Here is a 21,748-nt window from a genome sequence, read left to right as displayed (position 1 = left end):
ACTTTAAAAGTTTATTTGATTCTGTTTATGCAAAACTAAATTCGGATTAATTTAAAAATCTAAATCGAATTTATTCTTTAGTTTGTCTAAGTTCGGATTTTTATTTACTAAATATTTGTATTTATCTCTGTCGGTATATAGGTGTTCTGAGTTGTTTTCTTCAAATTCTTGTACTTTAATTTGTAATTCAAAGAATTTGTTATTTAATTCTTTTCGCATCACGTCAAGCATTCTTGACTTTATTTTGTTTAATGTTTGCTCTAAGTTGTTATTTGTTACTGTTAATTCTGCCGTATTTTTATTTATAACAGTCAATTTTTTATCCTTTAAAGCATTATAGAGTCTGATTTTAGATTTTAATTTTTCAGCGAACTTAGCCCAGGCTTTATTAAGTAAATCTTCATTAATTTCGGAAGTTCCTATACTATTATTAATTTCAGAATTTTCAGTTGTTTCTTCGGTTTCTTTTTTTATTTCGGAATTTAAAGAAATACCTGATTTTTTAATTATCGTATTCTGTTTAGGGGCAGTTTTATTTTCTTTTTGATATACTTCTTTTTTTTCTGAAACTATTGGTGTTTTTTCTTGTGCGGGTTCAGTTTTTTTTTTCTCAACAGCTTGGTTTGTTATTGTGCACATTTGCATTAATGCAAGTTCAATTTGTAATCTTTTATTTCTGCTGCCTCTGTATGAAAGATCTGTTTTATTGCTTATTTCCAAAGCTTTAAGCAGAAAATTAAGATTTATTTTTTGTGCTTGCGATAAATATTTGTCTTTTATTGATGAACCTACTTCCAACAGTTGAACTGTGCTTGCATCTTTGCAAACCATTAAATCTCTGAAATGAGAGCTTAAGCCTGTTATGAAATGATGACCGTCGAAGCCGTTGTTAAGAATTTCATTAAAAATTAATAAAGATTCCGATAGATTATTTTCGTATATAAAATCGGTTAATTTGAAATAGTAATCGTAATCAAGAACATTTAAATTATCTATAGTTGCTTGGTAAGTAATTTTTTTACCCGAGAAGCTTACAATTTGGTCAAAGAAAGATAAGGCATCTCTCATTGCACCGTCTGCTTTTTGAGCAATAATATTTAATGCTTCTTCTTCTGCTTCAATTTTTTCTTGTGTTGCAATATATGATAAATAGTTTACTGCATCTTCAACTTTAATTCTGTTAAAATCAAATATTTGGCACCTTGACAGGATAGTGGGTATTATTTTGTGCTTTTCGGTTGTTGCCAAAACAAAAATTGCATAAGAAGGCGGTTCTTCCAGTGTTTTCAGGAATGCATTAAATGCTTGAGATGATAACATGTGTACCTCATCAATTATATAGACGCTGTGTGTTCCTATTTGCGGCGGAATTCTTACTTGTTCAATAAGGTTTCTTATGTCTTCAACCGAATTGTTTGAAGCAGCATCAAGTTCATGAATATTATACGATCTGCCTTCATTGAAAGAAATACATGATTCACATTCGTTACAGGCTTCGAAATCATCTTTTCTGTTTTCGCAATTTATTGTTTTTGCAAAAATTCTGGCACAAGATGTTTTTCCCACACCCCTCGGACCTGAGAACAAATATGCATGAGCAAGTTGACTGTTCTTAATTGAGTTTTTCAGAGTAACGGTAACAGATTTTTGTCCTACGACGGATTTAAAATCAATAGGTCTGTATTTTCTGGCTGATACAATATAATTTTCCATAATCTGCAACAAAAATATAAAAGAAAACTGCAATTTGCAATTTGAGTTATTAACAACCTTTTATGTTGTAGTACAAATTTATTTTTTAGGTCGGTTATTTGGGGCGGTTATAATACCTTAATTACTGAAATTTAGCACAACTGTTTTCTGTAATTTGCGGTTCGGATATTGAGTCCTGAGGCGGAAGTTTCAATATTCTGAATTCGTTAACAGGAATATTTGAGAGGGGAACATATTCTACATCGGGCAAGAATCCTTTGTATAGATTCTTTGAAAAAGAAAGAGGATTTACAGCCTCAAGTTCTAAACCGCCTCCGTCATCTCCTAAATACATACCGTATTTTTGTAGTGCAACAGCAATTGTGTATTCATAATCGGTAAGTCCCAACGTGCTTAAATCCAAGTCTGGATTTAATTGAATCAAAGCTCCTTCGGGTATTGCCGTTTCTGAACCGGATGTGCCGTCACTTTCAGTTGCAGGAAAAACAGGTCCGCCGCTTTTAGTATAATCAAATGTAAATATCAGAGCATGATTAATTGATTTGTTTTTGAATTCATGAGGCCACATAATTCCTGCTGTCAGGGCAAAGCCAGAACCTCGGGCAGACATTCCTTTTTCAAAAATGCCCGTTCCGTCAATCGGCAATGAGTTTCCCCATGATGCATACCATCTTCCGTGAATTTTTCTGATTTGCCAAAAGTCATATTCGCAGCCGTTGACAGTATCAATTATTACCATTTCGGCATCAACAGACGGATCTACAACGGCATAATCAGGTATAGGAACGTTTAGAAGTTTGCGTTTAGGAGCCCATGATGCTGTTAATACAACATCATAACGGGGTGTGGAAGGACCTGTGAAATATACTGTTTCGGAAAATGATTTAAGGGCAATAAAAAAGCCTTTGCCTTCATAATCTTTTATCAAACTTTCAAGCATTTTGTCTGAATTAGAGTCAACTTCAGGATTTGGAGGAATAGGAGTATTAAGGGGTGATTCGGGAGAGAATAAAGTTATTTCCGGATAACTGTCGGGTGTTGTTTCAGAAATTGTATTTTTTCTGCAACTGACAGATATAGATAAGACAAGCAAGATAAACATCTTGAATAAAATCTTTATTGTATCATTTTTATAACTGCACATAATTTGAAATTAAAATGAAAAGCCAAATCCGCCACCCGTAAATAAATTGCCGATTATGGCATCGTAAAATATTATTCCTTCGGGATAAAACTTTATTTTATCTCCTATAACTAAACTAAAACTACTGCCGAAAATTACTGTTGATTCGTCACCAATAAATCTATACATAACCTTAGGGTTTAATGTGAAACCAAAATTCGGTTTCGGCATATATGTGCAGTATATTGATATTGGTACATCGGCAATATGTATTTGGTCATCAAAACTTGAAGCCAGAAAAGAATAGGCTAATCCGGTTGTATAAGATGAAGTAAACTTTTTATCTTTATAGAAAAGGTGTTTGTAGTTTACATTAATTGAGTTAGGAGATATTGCTGCTTGAAATTCATTATTTTCGGAAATGCCTTTTCGCAACATTAATTGAGTTACAAACTGGTTGCCTTCCTCATATACGCCAACTGTTTCCGGTAGAGAATATAATAAACTGCCGCTTATCGTAATATCTGTTTTTCCTTCGGGAATTACATCTGCTGTTTGAAAAGAAGTGAATGAAGCACACCCTCCTGTCAATATCAACAATACGGAACAAAAAAATATAGTAACACGCATGATTTTCATGTTTTAGATTAAATAATTAAGTTACAATTTTTCGATTCTTAAAGTTAATACTTTTTTTTGGATTTTTGAACGAGAAACTACAAAAATTAAGTTTTTTTTTGCATTATGCTAATAATGAGTATGTAAAGTAGGTTTTTTATGATTTATTTTTTTGTTTTCTGATTTTTCCGTCTAAATTTTCATGAATAATCCGGCTTAAAGCTAATCTGTAATATCTGTTATTTTTCCTTTTTCAACACTAAATAACTTGTAATTTCCTTTTTCTTTATCAATTACTTTTTTTACACGTTCGGGGTTTGTGTCGCTTATAAATATTTGTCCGAAATTATTATTACTTGTAAGTTTTATGATTTCTTCAACACGCTCGGCATCAAATTTATCAAAAACGTCATCGAGCAACAGCAAAGGGCTTATTTTACTTATTTCTTTAATGAACTCATATTGAGCAAATTTTAATGAAATAAGAAATGTTTTTTGTTGCCCTTGTGAACCTGCTTTTCTTAACGAAAAGCTGTTAATTCCGAAATTTAAATCATCTCTGTGAATTCCTTTTGTAGTATAACCTAAAATTTTGTCTTTTTCAATTGAAGCTTCTAACAGTTCAAGTAATTCTGAATTATTTAAATGAGATTGATAATTTAATTCAACAGTTTCATTATTTTTAGAAATGATTTCGTAATACTTTGTAAAAACTGTTTGTAATTCTAAAATAAAATGATGTCTTTTATTATAAATTAGTGTTCCGTATTCTGTTAGTTGTGAGTTATATATGCTGATTGTATCTTTGTCAAAATAGCCCGATTGAGAATAATTTTTTAACAGCCTGTTTCTTTGTTGAATAACTTTATTGTATTTAATTAAAACGTGCAGATATTCTTTGTCGTATTGCGAAATTACCGAATCAATATATTTTCTTCTTTCCTCACTTGAGCCCGAAATTAATATAATATCATCAGGCGAAACCATGACAATGGGAATTAAACCGATATGTTCCGAAAATTTTTTATAAGCTTTATCATTACGTTTAAAAGTTTTCTTTTTTTCTTTTGTGTAACCGCAATAAATATCTTCTTTTTTGTCTTTTCTTTTGTATTTTCCCCGAATAACAAAAAAGTTGCTGTTTATATTCAAATTCATTGAATCTGATGTGTTAAAATAACTTTTTGTAAATGAAAGATAATAGATTGCATCCAGTAAATTTGTTTTCCCGGCACCATTTTTTCCCGTGAAGCAGTTCAATTTTTTTGACAGATTGATATTAACTTCTTCTAAGTTTTTAAAATTCAGTATGTTTAAGTTCTTTAAATGCACAATTTTTTAGATGTAAATGAATAACGAAATTAGCAATTCAAAACAAATAATAAGATGAATTATCAAAATATTTATTTTTGTCTTATTTTTTTTAGTTAATAAGTATTTTTTGATACTTTTGCGGTTCGATTTTTTAACAGAAATAAATCATGGCAAAGAAAAAACAACAAAAATTAGACAGTCGTTTTGAAACATTAGAGGGTTCAATATCAAAAACGGAGCAGTTTCTTGAAAAGAATCAAAGACAACTGACAATAGCGGCAATTTTTATTCTTGCTGTTGTAAGCGGTATCTTTGCTTATAAGAAGTTTATTGTAGAACCTCAAAGCGGAGAAGCACAAGAACAAGTTTTTGTTGCTCAGCAATATTTTGAAAGAGATTCATTTGATTTGGCATTAAACGGTGACGGTGATTTTCCGGGCTTTTTAGGTATTATAGATGATTACGGTGCCACAAATGTTGCAGAATTGTGTTATTATTATGCAGGAATTTCTTATTTTAAACTTGGCGAATATGAAAATGCAATAGATTATTTATCGGATTTTTCAACAAGTGATGAAGTATTGTCTGCAATTTCATTTGGAGCAATAGGAGATTCTTATACAGAATTGGGAGAATTTGAAGATGCTGCAAAATTTTATAAAAAAGCAGCAGATGAAAGTGATAACAAATTATCGGCACCGATATTTCTTTTAAAATACGGCAGAGTTAATGAAGAAATTCAAAACTGGAAAGAAGCATTAGCTGCTTATGAAAAAGTTAAAAAAGATTATGCTGATACAGAAGAAGGCAGAAGTATTGATAAGTTTATTACGAGAGCAAAAATGCATTTGTAAAAAACACATTAAAATATTCTGAGATCGAGAATTTTACTCGGTCTTTTTTATTCAATCAATTTTAAACCTTCTTTTGCTGATTTATCATCGGGTGTGTTCATTAATACTTTTGTAAATAAAATTTTTGCTTCTTTGGTTTTTCCGAGATAATAATCAGTCCATGCAAGCATTATTAATGCATCGTAATCAAACGGGTAAAGATTAAGAACATTTTCAAAATATTTTGCTGATTTTGAGTAACTTTTGCTTCCGAAATAAATAAGTCCCAATCTGTAATTTGCAATTGTGTTTTTAGGGTTTATTTCAAGAATTTTATTATATAAATTAATAACTTCACTCCATTTTCCTTGTGCAGCTTTCGGGTAAATTAATCCGAATTTTGCTTCTTCGGAATATGGTTTAAGGTTAACAGCTTTTTGATAATGTGCCGCTGATTCATCAAATAAACCGGCATTATATGATAACCAACCGATTCTTAAATTAATCTCGTAAGAATCATTTGAATATACTTTTTTTAATTCATTTACTGCTTTTTTATATTCTCCATTTTTTTCAAGAGAATAACTGTTTTTAAAAGCATTTATTACTTCTGTTGAATTTTGTGCAACAGCGATTGTAAAACTGAAAATTAGACTTGTGACAATGATTAGTTTCTTCATTTTTTTAATTTATATTAGGTTAATATTTTTTAAAATACCATTTAATTCCTACGGTAATTGATTGATTTACATATTCTTTAAATTGTTCTGTATTATTAACTTCAAATTCATTTTCTTTTATATTATATTGATATTTAAATAAAATATTGAATGTACCTTTCTTAAAACCGATGTTTAATAAAGCCTCATATTTTTGTTTTGTTAAATCAACATCATTATTTGCAATAAAAGCATTATATTCGGTAAAGTTTTTCATATTTCCGTATGTAAACGAAGGAATAAACCAAGAATATTTTAAGAAATTAATTCCTAAACTTTGTTTATATACTGGGTTGTGAGTTATAGTTAACCAATCATTTTCAATTAAATGTATAACTTTACTTTCGGTATATATTTTTGAATTTCCAAACGGATATACTTTAATTGATAATTCGGGTTGTATTTGAATTTTATTGTTCATATTCGCAAATGAAGTTCCTGCTGCAATTCTTAATAAAGAAAAGTGTTTAGATATATTTATTGCAGCTGCAAAAGAATTCCCAGAATAATTATAAAGCGGTAAATAACCTCTCATTCTTCCGCTAGAAAGAGGGTTCGGAGCAAAATAATTTGTATTCAGATAATGCAAACCTCCGCTTAAATTCAGCCCTTTTGCTATTTGAGCTTTTATTGAAACATAATATTCATTTTGACGAATCTTTTCTTCATACACAGGAGGAAGACTAATGTTATTATCATAAATAATATTTGTAATTCCGATATTGCTGTAGCCGTGAAAAACTGTAATTTTATCTCCTATAAGGTGTTCTAAACTTACATTGTAGTAAGATTGATCAGTTATTACTTTTTGACTCAAACTTTCCGTTAAATCAGGAATATACTTATAATCTTCGTTTATATCATGCTTTGTGTCAAGATATAATGCACTTATAAACGGATGTTCTGCCGAAATGCTCAGTTTTTTCTTCAGTTCTCTTTTAAATGTTCCTCCCAGAACTCGAGCATCTTCATATCTTCCGGTAAAGATGTATGAAAAGTATAGGTATTCTTGTATTAATTCATCTGTTTTGTTTTGCTTATAGGCATTTTCAAAATATTTAACAGCTTTCGGGTATTTTTTAAGTTCATAATATGCAATTCCCATTCTTACTTGTAAATAGTAAAAATCAATATCATATTTTAATGATTTTTTACCGGTTTTAATTAATCCTGCCCAATCTTTATTCAGATATTGGTTATAGGTTTTTTTATCAGTTTCAGGATAATTTATAATTTCCTGTGCTGTTCCGTAGGAAGAAAAGAAGATTAATAAAAGAATTATATAAAAGTTATTCAGTTTCATTTTTAAGGTTTAACAGTTAGTTTTGTCGATTTTTCTTTTATGTTAATGATTATTTCTCCTGTATCTTTAATTAAAATATCGGATTGAACAGTTTTATTTATTTTTCCGAATAGAGATTTTTCAACAGTTGACTGCAATTTTACAAATTCAGGAGATAAATCATCATCTTTTTCAATATATTTCAGTTCAAATCTTGTTTTTAAATATAGATAAAACGGAGCAATGAAATCTTGAACAAACAATGTATGTTTTTTGAAAAATAAATCTGCTCTGATACATGATGTATGTTTAATGTTTTTGTAAAATGTTTTTTTTACCGAATACACAGATTTAAAGAATGTAAATAATGCCGAGTTCTTTTTACCGTAAAAGTTTTTAAAATAAAAGCCTGTGTCATCAGAAAAATAAAATGCCGTTGACTTTGTTTCTTTACAATAAAAGTAAGTTTCATTATAAGATGTTTTATGAATTTCCCATATAAACTCTTTTTTATTGTTATTAATTTCAATTTCGGCTTTAACTTTTTGCCCGGGTTTAAAATTTAATGAATTAAATATTATTTCATTTTGTTCGGCAGTTGATATTTTTTGATTCAATTTCGGTTTTCCGAAAGTAATTAGTTCTTGTTTTTCTTCTTTTTCTGTAATATAGTTATGAAGCGGATAATCTAAAGTTTCAGAGCCGACATAAGGAGTTGCCTGTATTTGAAAATGTAAGTGAGGATAGGGTGAATGCCCCGAATTTCCGACAACTGCCAGCACATCTCCTTTTTTTACAAAATCTCCTTTTTGTATCTTGAAAGAACCTTTTTTAATATGGCTTATTTGTGTATAAAGTAATTCTGTATGTTTTATTACAATTGAGTTTCCCCAGTTTTTAACGGTATTTATTTCTCCTATCTTATTGTCTTCTATTCCGTCAAAAATATCGGATATTATTCCGTCGGCAGGAGCTAAAACAGATTTGCCGTAACAAAGATAATCTTCTACATTATTGCCGTTATTTTTAAATTGTTTTCCGTTTTTATCAATAATAACAAAATCCCAGGCATGTTGCCACTCGTCTTTATGGGTATATTCGCCGTTATGTGCTTGCATTACAGACCATTCTCCCCAAAACGGCAGATTTACGGGATAAAAAAGTTTGCTTTTGTTTTCTTCAATTGCAGTTCTATTCAGATATATTGTTTTTTCGGGATTAGATTGTTTTATAAAATTATCGGTAAGATATTGCCTTTTTCCGGTTCTTAATTTCAGAACATAAATAAACATTATTACGATAATATTAAAAGGCAAAGAATAAATAGACAGTGTCCAAACAGCAAAAACTTTTGCTAAACCGGCAGTAATTATTACTGTTACGGGCAATAGTAAGACTGTCCATAAATAAGACCTCCAAGATGCTAATACAAAATAACTTCCGATTGCAATTGATGTAAGTATATAATTAAAACCGATAAATGTATATCCTAATTCCGAGAAATCGGCACCTATGAACTTGTAAAATAAAAATGCTGCAAAGAAACCGATTAAAGAAAGTGAAAATACAATTCTGGAATAATACAAAAGCCCGAGAGAAATTAAAATTCCGGCAAGAATATTATTTTGAAAAAATATTGCTCCTAACGAAAGGAAATATATTCTTAAACTTTCAGGCAGGTTTAAACTTGAAAACCAATCATAAAAATCGGTAAAATTTTTACCGCCTATTGAGTATAATTCATTATAAGTGTATATTCCTCTTTCGCTTAGTCCGAGAGCCGAAAAATCTTTGGTTGATAAAATTACTGCCCAAATACCGAGTAAAAAAGGGATGCTCAGAAAGGGCAATGTATATTTTGCCAGAATTCCTTGCAGAGCCAAAGTAATGAAAAGTGTTAAGATTGATGCAAAAAATACAACAATAAAAAGTTCAATTCCGGGAGAAAAACTTAAACCTGCTCCTAAACCGACAAGTAAAGCATTAAAACCATATACGCCTTTTTTTATTGATAACTTATTGTAGCCCATGATATAAGCCGTGATGTTGGCTGTAAGAACTGCAAGCAAACCGGATGCTCCTGCCCAAATATCTAAAAAACTTACAGGTATCAATAAAGCTGCAAAAAGTTTATTCTCAGAAAAAAAAATCTGAGAATAACTGTTTAAAATTGTATGCGTAAAATCTTTTATGTTAAAAGTATGGTTCATTAAGTGTTTTAAATGAAATATTTATTTCAAATGTTCGGGAACTTTTTCTAAAGATGTTATTGTTTCGTTTGTTTCACTTTTGCGAATTACGTGGGTTTTTCCTTCGGTATCAATTAAAACAATATTCGGTCTTAATGTTATAAACTGCATCCATTGTGTCATATTGTATGCTCCTACACGTTTCAGAACATAATTATCTCCTTTGTTCAGTAAAGGAAAGTTTACAGAACTTCTTATGATGTCAATATTCATACATAAAGGACCGTAAATAGTAGTGTCTTCGGTATGTGTGCCGACTTCTTGTGCCGGATATATTTCATGTTCATACCAAAAAGATGTAAAAAGCATATTTACTCCGGTATCTATAATCATTGAACGTCTTCCGTCTGCAAGGCGTTTATTTGCCAGAACTGTGCCTGCAATGTAGCCTGCATCGTCAATTAATGCTCTTCCGGTTTCTAAAAATAATGTGGGCATTTTCTTCGGGTCAATTTCCGAATTTATAATTGCATTTGTAATTGCTTCGGCATATTGGTCAAAAGTAGGGCAAGTATCTTTTCCGGGCAGGTATGCACCTTTTAAAGTGTTTTTAGATGCAAAACCGCCTCCCATATCAATATATTTTATGTTATGATTAAACTTTTTGTCTAATCTTACAGCTAAACCGGATAATTTTGAAGCAGCAACAGCATAAGCATTCGGAGTTATAATATATGTTCCGATATGAGTATGCAAACCTACTAAATCAAGAGTTTTGGCAAGCATTATTCTGTTAAGTGCATTCCAGGCTTCTCCGTTTTCATAGTTAAACCCGAAACGATCCCATTGAGGATAAATTCCGGTATCCATATTTACCCTGATTGCAACTTTCGGTCTTTCTTTCGATGTTTTTGAAATTGAAATAATATCATATAATTCATCAAAATGGTCAATATGAATGTATGAACCGTTGCTTATTGCTTTTTCTAAATCAAGTTTACTTTTATCGGGTCCGTTAAAGATTATTTTTTTTGGCGAAACACCGTTTGCAATTGCTTTATCATATTCAAAACCTGAAACAACTTCTGCCCAAGAGCCTTCGCTGTGATATATTTGACATATTGCATTTAAATAATTCGTTTTGTATGACCAAGCAAATTGAACTTTCGGGTATCTTGTTGTAAATGCCTGTTTAACTTCGTTATATGTTTCTCTGATTGTTTTTTCGGAAACGGCAAAAACCGGCGACCCGTAGTTTTTTAATAAGTCTGTAACTTTTACATTGTCAATATCGCTAATGACAGGTATTTTAGATGTCATTCCGAATTTATCTGTTACTCCGGCATTTATTTTATTTATTACCGGTCTTTCGTATTTTAGTTTTTCGTTTGTAGTCATTTTTTTGTTTTATTAAAAAGTTTAGAGGTTTAAAGTTCTCCGGTTATTGAAAGTTTTTCAAATTGTGATATATCTCCGATTATGTCGTAGGAATATCGAATAAACATTTTACCTGCTTCATAATTTTTAAAAGGTATAACATTTTCTCCGAGAGCTAATTTTACTAAAGCCTCAGGTAAATTTTGGCCGGCACCGACTGCAAGATAAACCCAAGCCGGAATTCTGGGATTAATTTCAATTATATAATATTTATTGTCGTTGGTTTTTATTATTTCCAACTCCATTCCGCCTCTCCATTTTGTTTTTTTGATTAAATCGTGTGTGATATCTAACAGATTTTTATCTGTAAGCGTAATTCCGCCCCAAGCTTTTCCTTTGTCGGTAATATATTGCTTACGCATCGGCACTGCACCTATTGTATTTCCTTTTCCGTCGCCGAGAGCAACAACATTAACTTCTGTTCCTCTTATAAATTGCTGAATTATTATCGGAAGTCCCCATTTCGATGAAATTTTATTGAAATGTTCAATAACTTGTGATGCATTATATGCAAGATAAGCGTCATAGAACTTTCCTTTAACAAGAAGCGGATAATCAAATTCGAGATGTAAATTATTTACTTCGGCTAAACTTGTAATTGCTTTGCTTTCCGGAATATCTAAGTCGTATTTTTTTCCGAACTCGGGAAGTTCTGATTTATGCCGTTCTTCAAATTGTTCAATAGTAGGCAAAAAGGTTGCTATTCCCATTGATTTTAATTTTTCTTCTGACTTCATAAATGTAAAAAGTTCGGCATCGAAATTAGGTATAAGAACTTGTAAATTTTCTTTTGAATGTATGTATTTTATTCTGTCAAGAAGGCTGTCTGAGCCTGTTGAGGGGTAGGGGATTTGGTATATTTTGTCGGCAATATTTTGCATGTAAATTCCGGGTTCTAAATTTTCATATACTAAACCGATAATACGAACCTCAAAATCTTTTGCTTCTCTCAATGCTCTTATAACAGGAACTCCCGGACCCGGATTGTCAGTATTATTAAGCCCCGTAACAGCAATTGTATATTTCTTCTTTTTATTGCTCATTTTCAAGTAAGTTAAGTTTGCTTAACATATTTATGAAGTCATAAAAATTATTTTCAAAGGTTCCTTCTTCAATATCGTAATTTTCAAGGAAGTATTTTCGTATTTCTTCTTCCGATTTATTTTCATTTAACATCTTTACAATTTGTTTTCCTGTTTCGTTTAAAGAATAGGAATCGCCTGTATTAGAGTCGAATAGAAAGCCGGATTCGCTTACGGCAATGTTATTTCTTATTTTCATATTTGTTTATATTAAAAAAAGGTGTTCGGCACAAATGATGAAATTCCGAAACATCAAAGTGCTTAACATCTTTAAGGTTATTAGGTTGATTTCTTTAAAATTGAATTAAAAAGGTTATTTGATAATATTATTGTATTCATCATTAAAAATAACTTATGGTATTAATTAAATCTACGACACAAAAGTATATCTAAAGTTTAAAAAACATGTTACAAAATTTTACGGAATATGTATAAAATTTGAATTAAAAGAGTTCGTTTATTGATTTTTTCTCTTTGTATTCAAGTAATTTATAATCAGAAACGGAATATCCTGTTTCTTTTTTGAATTGTGCAGATAAATATTGAACACTGCTGTAGTCCATCATATATGCAATTTCGCTTAATGTGTATTCGTCTTCGTCAATTAAGTTTTTAATACGTTCAATTTTATTGAGTATAATATATTTTTCTAAAGTAATATTTTCATATTTAGAGAATAATCTTGATAAATAACGGTAGTTTAAGCCTAATTTTCCTACAATATATTCTGATTTTTTTGCTATTGAATCTGCATTATTCATATAATGAACTAATTCTGTTACGGCTAATTTTATTTCCTCTACAACCTTTTCTTCTCGATTTGAAATAATGCTTAAGCCGGACACAGCAAGTATTCGGTTAATTTCTTTATTGCTGATTTTTTCAGGGTTATATGATATTTCGGCAAAACCTACCCCAATATTGTTGACTGTAATATTATGATTTTCAAAATCATGCCTTAACATTCTGACACAACAAATGCTCAACATATTTTTGATGTTAATCTTTTTAGTTACTGTATTATTTTTATTATACATTTGCGGTTTAAATAATAAATTTTGTTTTTTTGTCAAAGATTTAATAAAATAATAAAATGGCAACAGTAAACCTGTCTGATTATAATATAAGTTCTGTTCCGAATGCAAATGGTATGAAGTTCGGAATTATAGTTTCTGAATGGAATAACGAAATTACTGAAGCATTATTTGACGGAGCGTATAAAACTTTAATAAAACACGGGGCAAAGCCGGATGATATTATTAAAGAATATGTGCCGGGAACATTTGAATTAACCTACGGTGCTAAATTGACGGCAGATTATAAGAATTTTGATGCTATAATTGTATTAGGTTGTGTGATTCAAGGAGAAACTCGTCATTTTGATTTTATTTGTCAGGGTGTTGCTTACGGTATTACTGAAATTAACAGAGAAGGGAAAACCCCGATTATTTTTGGTGTGTTAACTACCGATAATCAACAACAGGCACTTGACAGAGCCGGAGGTAAGCACGGCAATAAAGGAGACGAAGCAGCCGTAACTGCAATTAAGATGGTTGCTTACAGGAGAAGGCAAATGTAATATCAGTTTTAAAAATTATGTTTCATTTTCATAATAAATTTTGTAATACTTTCTGCCGTTATTATCTACTCCTTTTTCAATTAAGTTTTTATCGCCGTGAATATAAACATGAAAGTTCTTATCTAATTTTAATACACTTTTAAAAATACGAGATTGTTTTTTTACTGCTTGGTTTGAAATATCAAAATTATCTTTTATTTCAATATTGTTTTCTGTTCGGAAGTTTTCATCGTAATTTCGGAATGAACTGATTAATTCTTCATTTTGAAATACTTTTTCTTCAAATTCTGCTTTGTCAAAGCTTTCATTGTTCTTGAAGTAGTCTATTGATCGGTTAAGAAGTTGAATCTTATCGGTGTTATCAATTTCAAATTCTTCGGGTAGTTTTTTGCTTACAAAGTCTTTTGTAATTGATAAAAATTCTTTAGTATTATAATAGCTGTCATTTAAAGGTGTTAAGTTCAGAAAATCATTTTTCCAATATTGAGCATCGTTTGAGCGATTTAAGTTGTCAATAATTAATACAACGTACCCGTTTTCTTTATTTGTATTAAAAATAATGCAGGCTTTATCAATTTTTCTTATTTCAAGACCGTAATCATGAATAATTTTATAGTTTTCTTTTTCTTGTGTCATTTTTAAAAAAGGAGATGTGTTTTCTGATTTAAAAATACCTATTCCGTCAGTCATTTCATCACCAATCTGTACCGAATTAAAATATGCAATATTCAATTCGCCGTCTTTAATTTTAGGATGCTCGGAAGATTCATACAATAATTTAGCAATATTTTTAGATGCAGCAATGAAACTTCCTTCATCTTCAAATATTTGTTTTACGAATGTATATGCTTTATTCGTTTCAGGCTCAGTAGAATATGCGAAACTGTAGAATTCAGGTAGTTTAAAACTTTGCAGAAAATATTGCATTATATATTCTGCGGTTTCAGGATTAAAACTTGTTTCTCTGTCAGCTAACCAAAAAAAATTTTCGAGATGCTTGTCTCGTGTTTTATGAGTTATAAGTTTCATTAACTCGGTATCATTAAAATTAAATTCAGCCATTATATTTGTTTAGTAAAAAAAAAGCTGCCAATACAGACAGCTTATAAACTTAATTTGTTTCGGTTTAAAATGTTACTTAACAGCAGCAATATCTTCGACTGTTACTTCATCAAAATTATTCCCAAATGAATGATTTACGAAATTTGCAACATCTGCTATTTCTTGGTCTGATAATTGATTTTTATAGGCAATCATAGCGGTTCCTTCTCTGCCGTTAGTTATTGCACTTAAATCAACAGCTTTACCTTTTAAACCCGGGAATGAACCTTCTACACCTTCTCCGTTTGCTTGATGACATGCTTGACAAGTTGTTGTGTATATTTTTTCGCCTGCCGAGTAATCAGACTTTACTTCAGTAATTTCTTCTGTAGTTACTTCAGTGACTTCTGTTGTTGTTTCATCTGTTGTTTTTTCTTCATCATCCCCGCATGAAAGTAATACACTTGAAAGGCTGAATATAAATAATACTGCTAAGGTTGATAATGTTAATTTTTTCATTTTCATTATATTTTTAATTAAATTGTTTAGAAAATTTAAGGATACAAATATATTTTAAATATTTTATAATTAATAATTTTTTTACATACAATGAGAATGATTTCCTTCTGATTTTTGTTCGACAGGAACTTTCAGTTTTTTATCCGGAGGGCTTACAAACATTATTCCTAATCCTAATCCTCTTAAAATAAACAATATGCCGAGGATAATAATTGTAGCAGGAATTAGTTTTGCAAGTTTTGTCCTTAATTTATTGCTGATTTTATTTCCGATTAACGAAAGAGTTAACATAACAGGTATTGTTCCCAGCCCAAAAAGAAACATGAAAACTGTTCCGTAAATTACGCTTCCTGTTGCAATAGCTCCGGCAAGTGCGGCATAAACAGGCCCGCAAGGTAATAACCCGTTCAATATGCCTATAATAAAAAGGCTTGAGTATGAACGTTTGCCTAACAGTTTTGACAGTTTATTTCTTAGTGCTCCCGTATATTGATATTCGAAATTTTCAACGGATAATTTGGTTTTAAAAAAGAGAGGAAAAATGACATATAAAATCATTATTGTTCCCATAACAATACTTACCCATTTTTGAAAACCTGCCATTACAAAGCTTTGACCGAGAAAACCGAAAATCATTCCCATAACGGCGTATGTTACGGAACGTCCTGTGTTGTATAATACAGAACTTGAAATTCTTGAAAAGTTACTTGTTTCTTTAAGAGGTAATGAAATTGCAATAGGCCCGCACATACCCATGCAATGAATTCCGGTAACTAAACCAAAGAAAAATGCAGACCCGATAATTTGAAAGTCCATTAAATTGTAATTTTAAATTCTTGAAAATATTTTTTTCCTGAAAGATTCCAATCTATTTTAATATAATATCTTCCTTTTTTAATTTTTTTAGTATATATAATTTGCTTTCTTGTTTTGTCGGGTTCAATGTTTAATTCTATATCATAATTATTATCGGTAATGTAATAAAGCAGAATTTTACCCGATATTTTTTTGTTATTGATTATTTCCGGAAAAAGAATTATTAATTTATTGTTTTCTTTTTTTAATGTTATTTTTTCGGTTAAAATATTTGTGTTTCTGATTTTATCTAACTTACTTTCATAGGCTATTTCGTCAGGAAAATAGTCATCAGTTACAAGGTTTACATTTTGTGTAAGGCTGAAAAAGATAAAACTTATAAAAAAACTTACAAAAATAAATATTGTAATAAATATTCCGGTTCCCCAATTAATCTTTATTTTCATGATTATGTATTAGTTAAAAGATTCAGTTTCTTAATTACGGCATTTTACAGTTAATAAATATCCGGTCCCACAAAATTTGTTTCAACTTCGTCTAATAGTTTATTTCCTGAATAAATTTGAAATTTAAGTTTTGTGTTTTTGCGTTTCAACTTATTTTTTGAGATATAAACAATCATTTTTGGTTCTGCTTTTTCACCACTTTCTATATGTAAATCATCTCCGAACAGTTTAATTTCTCCTTCATTTGAACTTAACTTTATTGTTAAATTCATTGTTTTATGTGTTTTGTTTAAAATTCTTATATTATAAATATTGCTTAGAACACCTGTTTCTTGTTCTTGGTACATAAAGTTTCTGTCTCTGAGAATATTAGTTTCAATATCGGATCTTGTTAACAGCAAAGTAAAGAAAAAGATAAGAATACCGGAAAGAACGATTGAATACCCGATATTTCTAGGAGTCATTTTAAATTTTTGTCCTGTTTTAATACCGTTTTCGGAAGCAAATCTTATTAAGCCTTTAGGTTTTTCGATTTTTTTCATTGTAGAATTACAAGCATCTATACAAGCTGTGCAATTTACACATTCTAATTGAGTGCCGTTTCGTATATCTATATTTGTAGGGCATACCTGTACACATTGTTTGCAATCAATACAATCTCCTGATTTTGCCGTAGCTTCGTCATTTCCTTTTTTTACGATTCCTCGGGGTTCGCCTCTTAAATAATCGTAAGAAACTATTATTGAGTTTGAATCTAATAATACTCCCTGCAACCTTCCGTAGGGACACATAATTGTACATACCTGCTCTCTGAACCACGAGTAAATAAAATAAAAAGCAGAGGTAAAAATAATTAATGCGATAAAGCCGGAAGTATGTTCGGGAAAGGGGTGTTTCAAAAATTCTGTAACCGTATTAACACTTAAGATAAAAGAAAGTAATGCGGTAACTATAAAAAATGAAATTAACCAAAACAGCAAATGTTTAGTAAATCGTTTTATAAATTTTCTGAAATTTAACTTTTGGGCTTTTAATTTTCGTTGCTTTGAAGGATTGCCGTCAATTAACCATTCAATTTTTCTGAAAATTAGTTCTAAAAATATTGTTTGAGGACATGCCCAACCGCACCAAAGCCTGCCGTAAACTACCGTAAACAAAATAATAAACAGAATAAAAGACAGCATCATTAAGTAAAATAAGAATGAATCTTGCGGCCAGAAGATAATACCGAATATTATAAATTTTCGCTCAATAACATTGAACAGCATAAGAGGGGCTTTGTTTACTTTAATAAGCGGAACTACAAAAAGAAATGCTACAAGAAAGTAACCGAAAAATTGCCTGTAATTATACAACTTTCCTTTGGGCTTTTTTGCGTGTACCCATATTCTTTTACCTGCTTCATCAACAGTTGATATTGAATCTCTGTATGTTATTTCATGCTTACTGTCAAGTTTCATGGCATTTTACGAAAGGTAATTTTGGTCAATCAATAGTTTGATAAATATCAATTGCTTTTGTTGTTTATTAAAAAAACCACAACCTTTTAAAGTTGTAGTTTCTTAAGCTTTTGTATATTTTATTAACTCTCATCAGTAGTTTTTTCTTCTGTTATTTCTGTTGAATCAATTTCACTATTAACTTCTTCGTTTAAAGAAACTGTTCCGAATTTTGTAAGAACATAACTTGCAACTTGCAGAATCCCGTCATCTTCAAGGCTTTTAAACGGAGGCATACCTTTATCTGTTCCGTTTTTAATTACTCCGAAAACATCTTTTATATTATTTCCGTATATCCATTTATTGTCAGTAAAGTCAGGGCCGATTCCTCCTTTTCCTTCTGCACCGTGACATGCTGAACAAGATTTTGTGTAAATTTCAGCTCCTTTTGTTAAATCGGCTTCTGTTGTTAATATATTTATGGTTTCCGTATCCGTTGCAACATCTTTATATTTATCGGCAGCTTCGCTCATTATTCTTTCATATTCGGCTTCTTGTAAATCGCCTACTGAAAACCAATGAAAATATGCAACATATCCTACTCCCCATATAACCGTAATGTAGAAAAGCCACATTAACCACGGCGGCGGCGGATTGTCAAGTTCTTTAATGCCGTCGTAGTCATGGTCTATCATTAATTCTTTATCAGATATTTCGTTGTTTTCGTTTTTAACTTTTTGAGTGTCTGTATTTTTATTTTCCATTTTATTTTTTTTAAGTTAAAATGAAGTTTTGTTAATTAAATTGTCTTGAGTATCTTGGTTTTCATCTAAAGGCATTGATTCCCATTTTGCAACATCTTTCTTTTTAAATTTAATAGCTGTATAAACTATATATAAAAAAATAATTGTAAAAAGTATAACGGATATCGTCGGCCAAATTGTTATCCAATCATGTTCGTTCAGATATTTTAGTTTTTCTCCCAGCATAACATTATTTTTTTATTTCGTTACCTTCTGCATCTTTTCCGTTTTCAGGATTTGTTCCGATTAATAAGTGCACGTAACTGACAATGTTTTTCATTTGGACTTCATCAAAGTTAGATTTGTATCCGGTCATTATTCCTGCTCCGTTAGAAATAACATTGTAAATATCAGCCGGTAATTCTCCGTGAACAGTATAATTATCTCCTAAATTAGGACCGATTATACCTTCACCGTTTTGACCGTGGCATGATGCACAATTAGCTTTGAATAACTTTTTGCCGGAACTTAAATCTTCCGGATTTTCCGAGACTTCAAAACTTGTAACAGAAACACCCTCAGAATTATCCTCTTTTGCAAGAGATATATCTTTCCCGAGTTTATGCAAGTATGCAATCATTGCTATTATTTCTTTATTCCAAATTCCGTTTTTCTCAAGAGATTCTCTTTCCGAAATAGTTTCTTCCAGCTTTTCTTTCAATTTTTTCTTTTTATTTGCATCTGCAGCTTCAATTTCTTTTTTAATGTTATTCTCTTTCAACTTTAGATTAGAAATTAAAGTCGGTAATAATTCAGATTCAATTTCTTTTGCTTGATCCTCATAGTCTCTTTCGGCTTGTTCTGCATAGCCTTCCGGATACGGAACTCCTAATATTTGCATTACTTCAATTTTTCTTTTCAGGCTGCTGATATCCAGCGTGTTTTCAAAGAACCAGGGATAAGCAGGCATAATTGACTTTTCGAAAATCTCTTGCGGATTTAAGAAATGTTCATAATGCCATATTGCCGGTCTGAACATCAACCCTCCTCGGTAGCCTGAACGTGCCAAGTCAGGGCCTGTTCTTTTTGATCCCCATTGAAACGGATAATCATAAACAAATTCTCCTTGCTTGGAGTATTCTCCGTAACGTTCAGTTTCAGAACGGAAAGGTCTTACCATTTGAGAGTGGCAAGTATAACAACCTTCTCTGACATATATATCTCTTCCTTCCAGCTCAAGTGGAGTATAAGGTTTGACGCTTTCAATTGTAGGAATATTAGATTTTATGGTCAGTATAGGAATAATTTCTACAAGACCTCCTATTATAATGGCTATAAGCACCCAAACCGTAAAATGAACAGCTTTTCTTTCAATCCATCTGTGAGGAGTTTCTCCTGCAAGCCTTTTCTTTGCAATTTTTTCTCTCGGAGCAGCATGTGCTTCTTCGTTATTAACAATATGACCGGATTTTATTGTTTTTACAATATTAGGAATCATCATAATTATTCCTGCAAAGTATAATAAACCGCCTAAAGTACGAGTAATATACATCGGCATAATTTGCGTAACAGTATCTAAGAAATCAGGGTATGCTAAGAATCCTGAATCAGTAAATTCTTTCCACATAAGGGTTTGTGTAAATGCAGCCCAATATAGAGGTATTGAATATAACAGCATTCCGAGTGTTGCAATCCAAAAATGACGATTTGCACCTTTTTCTGAGTGTAATTTTGTATTAAAAAGTTTAGGTATTAACCAATACAGCATTCCGAATGTCATAAATCCGTTCCAACCCATACCGCCTATGTGTACATGTGCAATTGTCCAATCAGTAAAATGACTTAAAGCATTAACTGTTTTTAAAGATAACATAGGACCTTCAAAAGTTGACATTCCGTATGCAGTTACACCAACAACAAAAAACTTAAGAATTGCACTGTCTCTGACTTTGTCCCATGCTCCTCTTAAAGTTAATAAACCGTTTATCATACCTCCCCACGAAGGAGCAAGGAGCATAATTGAGAAAACAACGCCGAGAGTTTGTGCCCAATCGGGTAATGCTTGATACAATAAATGATGAGGACCTGCCCACATATAAATAAAAATCAAAGACCAAAAATGTACAATTGATAACCTGTATGAATAGACAGGACGATTAGCTGCTTTTGGTAAGAAATAATACATTATTCCCAAGAAAGGAGTTGTAAGAAAAAATGCGACTGCATTGTGACCGTACCACCATTGTACTACTGCATCTTGAACTCCTGCATATACAGTATAGCTTTTGAACATACTTACCGGAATTTCAATAGAGTTTCCGATGTGTAATACTGCAACAGCAACAAAGCTGGCCAAGAAAAACCAAACAGCAACGTAAATGTGCTGAACACGTCTTTTTATCATTGTTCCTATAATATTCCAGCCGAAAGCTACCCAGACAATTGCTATTAAAATATCAATAGGCCATTCTAATTCAGCATATTCTTTACTTGTTGTAAAACCTGAAAGAAGAGTTATTGCAGCAAGCAAAATAATTGTTTGCCAACCCCAGAAGTTTAATTTACTTAAAAAGTCGCTGAACATTCTTGTTTTTAAAAGGCGTTGCATTGAATAATATGCTCCCGTAAATATTGCGTTACCTGTAAATGCAAAAATAATTGCATTTGTATGTACCGGTCTTATTCTTCCGAATGTTGTAAAGGACAAACCGAAATTTAAAGACGGAAATGCAATTTGAGCAGCGGCTAATAAACCGACCAACATACCTACAACTCCCCAAAAAAGCGTTGCATAAGCAAAAAGCTTAACAATCTTATTGTCATAGTAGAATTTTTCTTGAGTCATACTAATTTAA

The 21,748-nt window shown here is 31.1% G+C and carries 21 protein-coding genes; 2 read left to right on the top strand and 19 right to left on the bottom strand.

What is annotated here, in order from left to right; genetic code table 11:
- Positions 1 to 51: 51 nt before the first annotated feature.
- The 4 genes from L3J35_05240 to recF form a co-directional block, all read right to left on the bottom strand.
- Positions 52 to 1,713: a DNA polymerase III subunit gamma/tau gene (locus L3J35_05240; protein MCF6365589.1), complete on the bottom strand. Its 1,662-nt coding sequence runs from the start codon at positions 1,711 to 1,713 to the stop codon at positions 52 to 54.
- Positions 1,714 to 1,834: 121 nt separating this feature from the next.
- Positions 1,835 to 2,857 (bottom strand): hypothetical protein, encoded by a 1,023-nt coding sequence (locus L3J35_05235; protein MCF6365588.1) that lies wholly within the window; start codon positions 2,855 to 2,857, stop codon positions 1,835 to 1,837.
- Positions 2,858 to 2,866: 9 nt separating this feature from the next.
- On the bottom strand, positions 2,867 to 3,466 hold the full coding sequence (locus tag L3J35_05230; GenBank protein ID MCF6365587.1) for a hypothetical protein: 600 nt from the start codon (positions 3,464 to 3,466) through the stop codon (positions 2,867 to 2,869).
- 210 nt (positions 3,467 to 3,676) lie between these two features.
- Positions 3,677 to 4,786, bottom strand: a complete 1,110-nt coding sequence (gene recF / locus L3J35_05225) for a DNA replication and repair protein RecF (protein MCF6365586.1) — start codon at positions 4,784 to 4,786, stop codon at positions 3,677 to 3,679.
- A 149-nt stretch (positions 4,787 to 4,935) separates the two neighbouring features.
- Between recF and L3J35_05220 the strand changes: the two genes are divergently transcribed.
- Entirely contained in the window at positions 4,936 to 5,622 is a 687-nt protein-coding gene (locus L3J35_05220) for a tetratricopeptide repeat protein (protein ID MCF6365585.1), read from the top strand.
- Positions 5,623 to 5,669: 47 nt separating this feature from the next.
- Here the strand turns inward: L3J35_05220 and L3J35_05215 are convergent, their stop codons facing one another.
- From L3J35_05215 to L3J35_05185, 7 genes are all read right to left on the bottom strand, one after another.
- Complete coding sequence (locus tag L3J35_05215; GenBank protein MCF6365584.1) at positions 5,670 to 6,281, bottom strand: tetratricopeptide repeat protein; 612 nt, start codon at positions 6,279 to 6,281, stop codon at positions 5,670 to 5,672.
- 19 nt (positions 6,282 to 6,300) lie between these two features.
- A complete protein-coding gene (locus tag L3J35_05210) occupies positions 6,301 to 7,623 on the bottom strand; it encodes a hypothetical protein (protein ID MCF6365583.1) in 1,323 nt (440 codons plus the stop codon).
- Between the two features lie 2 nt (positions 7,624 to 7,625).
- Complete coding sequence (locus L3J35_05205) at positions 7,626 to 9,812, bottom strand: urea transporter (GenBank protein ID MCF6365582.1); 2,187 nt, start codon at positions 9,810 to 9,812, stop codon at positions 7,626 to 7,628.
- 21 nt (positions 9,813 to 9,833) lie between these two features.
- Entirely contained in the window at positions 9,834 to 11,189 is a 1,356-nt protein-coding gene (locus L3J35_05200) for a hypothetical protein (protein MCF6365581.1), read from the bottom strand.
- Positions 11,190 to 11,218: 29 nt separating this feature from the next.
- The gene (locus L3J35_05195) at positions 11,219 to 12,271 is read right to left on the bottom strand and encodes an ATP-grasp domain-containing protein (GenBank protein MCF6365580.1); all 1,053 of its coding nucleotides are present in this window, start codon (positions 12,269 to 12,271) and stop codon (positions 11,219 to 11,221) included.
- Positions 12,261 to 12,509, bottom strand: coding sequence for a PqqD family protein (locus L3J35_05190; protein MCF6365579.1), 249 nt, complete (start codon positions 12,507 to 12,509; stop codon positions 12,261 to 12,263). The genes L3J35_05195 and L3J35_05190 overlap by 11 nt, the downstream gene beginning before the upstream one ends.
- A gap of 244 nt (positions 12,510 to 12,753) precedes the next feature.
- Positions 12,754 to 13,383, bottom strand: coding sequence for a helix-turn-helix transcriptional regulator (locus tag L3J35_05185; GenBank protein MCF6365578.1), 630 nt, complete (start codon positions 13,381 to 13,383; stop codon positions 12,754 to 12,756).
- Between the two features lie 20 nt (positions 13,384 to 13,403).
- Between L3J35_05185 and ribH the strand changes: the two genes are divergently transcribed.
- Positions 13,404 to 13,889 carry a 6,7-dimethyl-8-ribityllumazine synthase gene (gene ribH, locus L3J35_05180; protein ID MCF6365577.1) on the top strand — a complete coding sequence of 162 codons (486 nt, stop codon included), beginning with the start codon at positions 13,404 to 13,406 and terminating at the stop codon, positions 13,887 to 13,889.
- 15 nt (positions 13,890 to 13,904) lie between these two features.
- Here ribH and L3J35_05175 read toward each other — a convergent pair whose 3' ends face one another.
- The 8 genes from L3J35_05175 to ccoN form a co-directional block, all read right to left on the bottom strand.
- Positions 13,905 to 14,951, bottom strand: coding sequence for a nucleoid-associated protein (locus L3J35_05175; GenBank protein MCF6365576.1), 1,047 nt, complete (start codon positions 14,949 to 14,951; stop codon positions 13,905 to 13,907).
- Positions 14,952 to 15,023: 72 nt separating this feature from the next.
- Positions 15,024 to 15,449, bottom strand: a complete 426-nt coding sequence (locus L3J35_05170; protein ID MCF6365575.1) for a cytochrome c — start codon at positions 15,447 to 15,449, stop codon at positions 15,024 to 15,026.
- An 81-nt stretch (positions 15,450 to 15,530) separates the two neighbouring features.
- Positions 15,531 to 16,265 carry a sulfite exporter TauE/SafE family protein gene (locus L3J35_05165; protein ID MCF6365574.1) on the bottom strand — a complete coding sequence of 245 codons (735 nt, stop codon included), beginning with the start codon at positions 16,263 to 16,265 and terminating at the stop codon, positions 15,531 to 15,533.
- Complete coding sequence (locus L3J35_05160) at positions 16,265 to 16,711, bottom strand: FixH family protein (protein MCF6365573.1); 447 nt, start codon at positions 16,709 to 16,711, stop codon at positions 16,265 to 16,267. The genes L3J35_05165 and L3J35_05160 overlap by 1 nt, the downstream gene beginning before the upstream one ends.
- A 50-nt stretch (positions 16,712 to 16,761) precedes the next feature.
- The gene (gene ccoG / locus L3J35_05155; GenBank protein MCF6365572.1) at positions 16,762 to 18,171 is read right to left on the bottom strand and encodes a cytochrome c oxidase accessory protein CcoG; all 1,410 of its coding nucleotides are present in this window, start codon (positions 18,169 to 18,171) and stop codon (positions 16,762 to 16,764) included.
- A 122-nt stretch (positions 18,172 to 18,293) separates the two neighbouring features.
- A complete protein-coding gene (locus tag L3J35_05150; protein MCF6365571.1) occupies positions 18,294 to 18,914 on the bottom strand; it encodes a c-type cytochrome in 621 nt (206 codons plus the stop codon).
- A 15-nt stretch (positions 18,915 to 18,929) separates the two neighbouring features.
- Positions 18,930 to 19,139 carry a hypothetical protein gene (locus L3J35_05145; protein ID MCF6365570.1) on the bottom strand — a complete coding sequence of 70 codons (210 nt, stop codon included), beginning with the start codon at positions 19,137 to 19,139 and terminating at the stop codon, positions 18,930 to 18,932.
- 4 nt (positions 19,140 to 19,143) lie between these two features.
- Positions 19,144 to 21,738 carry a cytochrome-c oxidase, cbb3-type subunit I gene (ccoN, locus tag L3J35_05140; protein ID MCF6365569.1) on the bottom strand — a complete coding sequence of 865 codons (2,595 nt, stop codon included), beginning with the start codon at positions 21,736 to 21,738 and terminating at the stop codon, positions 19,144 to 19,146.
- Positions 21,739 to 21,748: the final 10 nt, after the last annotated feature.

The organism is Bacteroidales bacterium (genome assembly GCA_021648725.1).
Classification (GTDB): domain Bacteria; phylum Bacteroidota; class Bacteroidia; order Bacteroidales; family JAADGE01; genus JAADGE01.
Note: the sequence above shows the minus strand (reverse complement) of the source record. Positions and strands in the feature narration are given on the sequence as shown.

Excerpts from the sequence above, each read along its gene's own strand:
- L3J35_05240 (MCF6365589.1), bottom strand. The coding sequence starts at position 1,713 with ATGGAAAATTATATTGTATCAGCCAGAAAATACAGACCTATTGATTTT.
- L3J35_05235 (MCF6365588.1), bottom strand. The coding sequence starts at position 2,857 with ATGTGCAGTTATAAAAATGATACAATAAAGATTTTATTCAAGATGTTT.
- L3J35_05230 (MCF6365587.1), bottom strand. The coding sequence starts at position 3,466 with ATGCGTGTTACTATATTTTTTTGTTCCGTATTGTTGATATTGACAGGA.
- L3J35_05220 (MCF6365585.1), top strand. The coding sequence starts at position 4,936 with ATGGCAAAGAAAAAACAACAAAAATTAGACAGTCGTTTTGAAACATTA.
- L3J35_05215 (MCF6365584.1), bottom strand. The coding sequence starts at position 6,281 with ATGAAGAAACTAATCATTGTCACAAGTCTAATTTTCAGTTTTACAATC.
- L3J35_05210 (MCF6365583.1), bottom strand. The coding sequence starts at position 7,623 with ATGAAACTGAATAACTTTTATATAATTCTTTTATTAATCTTCTTTTCT.
- L3J35_05205 (MCF6365582.1), bottom strand. The coding sequence starts at position 9,812 with ATGAACCATACTTTTAACATAAAAGATTTTACGCATACAATTTTAAAC.
- L3J35_05200 (MCF6365581.1), bottom strand. The coding sequence starts at position 11,189 with ATGACTACAAACGAAAAACTAAAATACGAAAGACCGGTAATAAATAAA.
- L3J35_05195 (MCF6365580.1), bottom strand. The coding sequence starts at position 12,271 with ATGAGCAATAAAAAGAAGAAATATACAATTGCTGTTACGGGGCTTAAT.
- L3J35_05190 (MCF6365579.1), bottom strand. The coding sequence starts at position 12,509 with ATGAAAATAAGAAATAACATTGCCGTAAGCGAATCCGGCTTTCTATTC.
- ribH (MCF6365577.1), top strand. The coding sequence starts at position 13,404 with ATGGCAACAGTAAACCTGTCTGATTATAATATAAGTTCTGTTCCGAAT.
- L3J35_05175 (MCF6365576.1), bottom strand. The coding sequence starts at position 14,951 with ATGGCTGAATTTAATTTTAATGATACCGAGTTAATGAAACTTATAACT.
- L3J35_05170 (MCF6365575.1), bottom strand. The coding sequence starts at position 15,449 with ATGAAAAAATTAACATTATCAACCTTAGCAGTATTATTTATATTCAGC.
- L3J35_05165 (MCF6365574.1), bottom strand. The coding sequence starts at position 16,265 with ATGGACTTTCAAATTATCGGGTCTGCATTTTTCTTTGGTTTAGTTACC.
- L3J35_05160 (MCF6365573.1), bottom strand. The coding sequence starts at position 16,711 with ATGAAAATAAAGATTAATTGGGGAACCGGAATATTTATTACAATATTT.
- ccoG (MCF6365572.1), bottom strand. The coding sequence starts at position 18,171 with ATGAAACTTGACAGTAAGCATGAAATAACATACAGAGATTCAATATCA.
- L3J35_05150 (MCF6365571.1), bottom strand. The coding sequence starts at position 18,914 with ATGGAAAATAAAAATACAGACACTCAAAAAGTTAAAAACGAAAACAAC.
- L3J35_05145 (MCF6365570.1), bottom strand. The coding sequence starts at position 19,139 with ATGCTGGGAGAAAAACTAAAATATCTGAACGAACATGATTGGATAACA.
- ccoN (MCF6365569.1), bottom strand. The coding sequence starts at position 21,738 with ATGACTCAAGAAAAATTCTACTATGACAATAAGATTGTTAAGCTTTTT.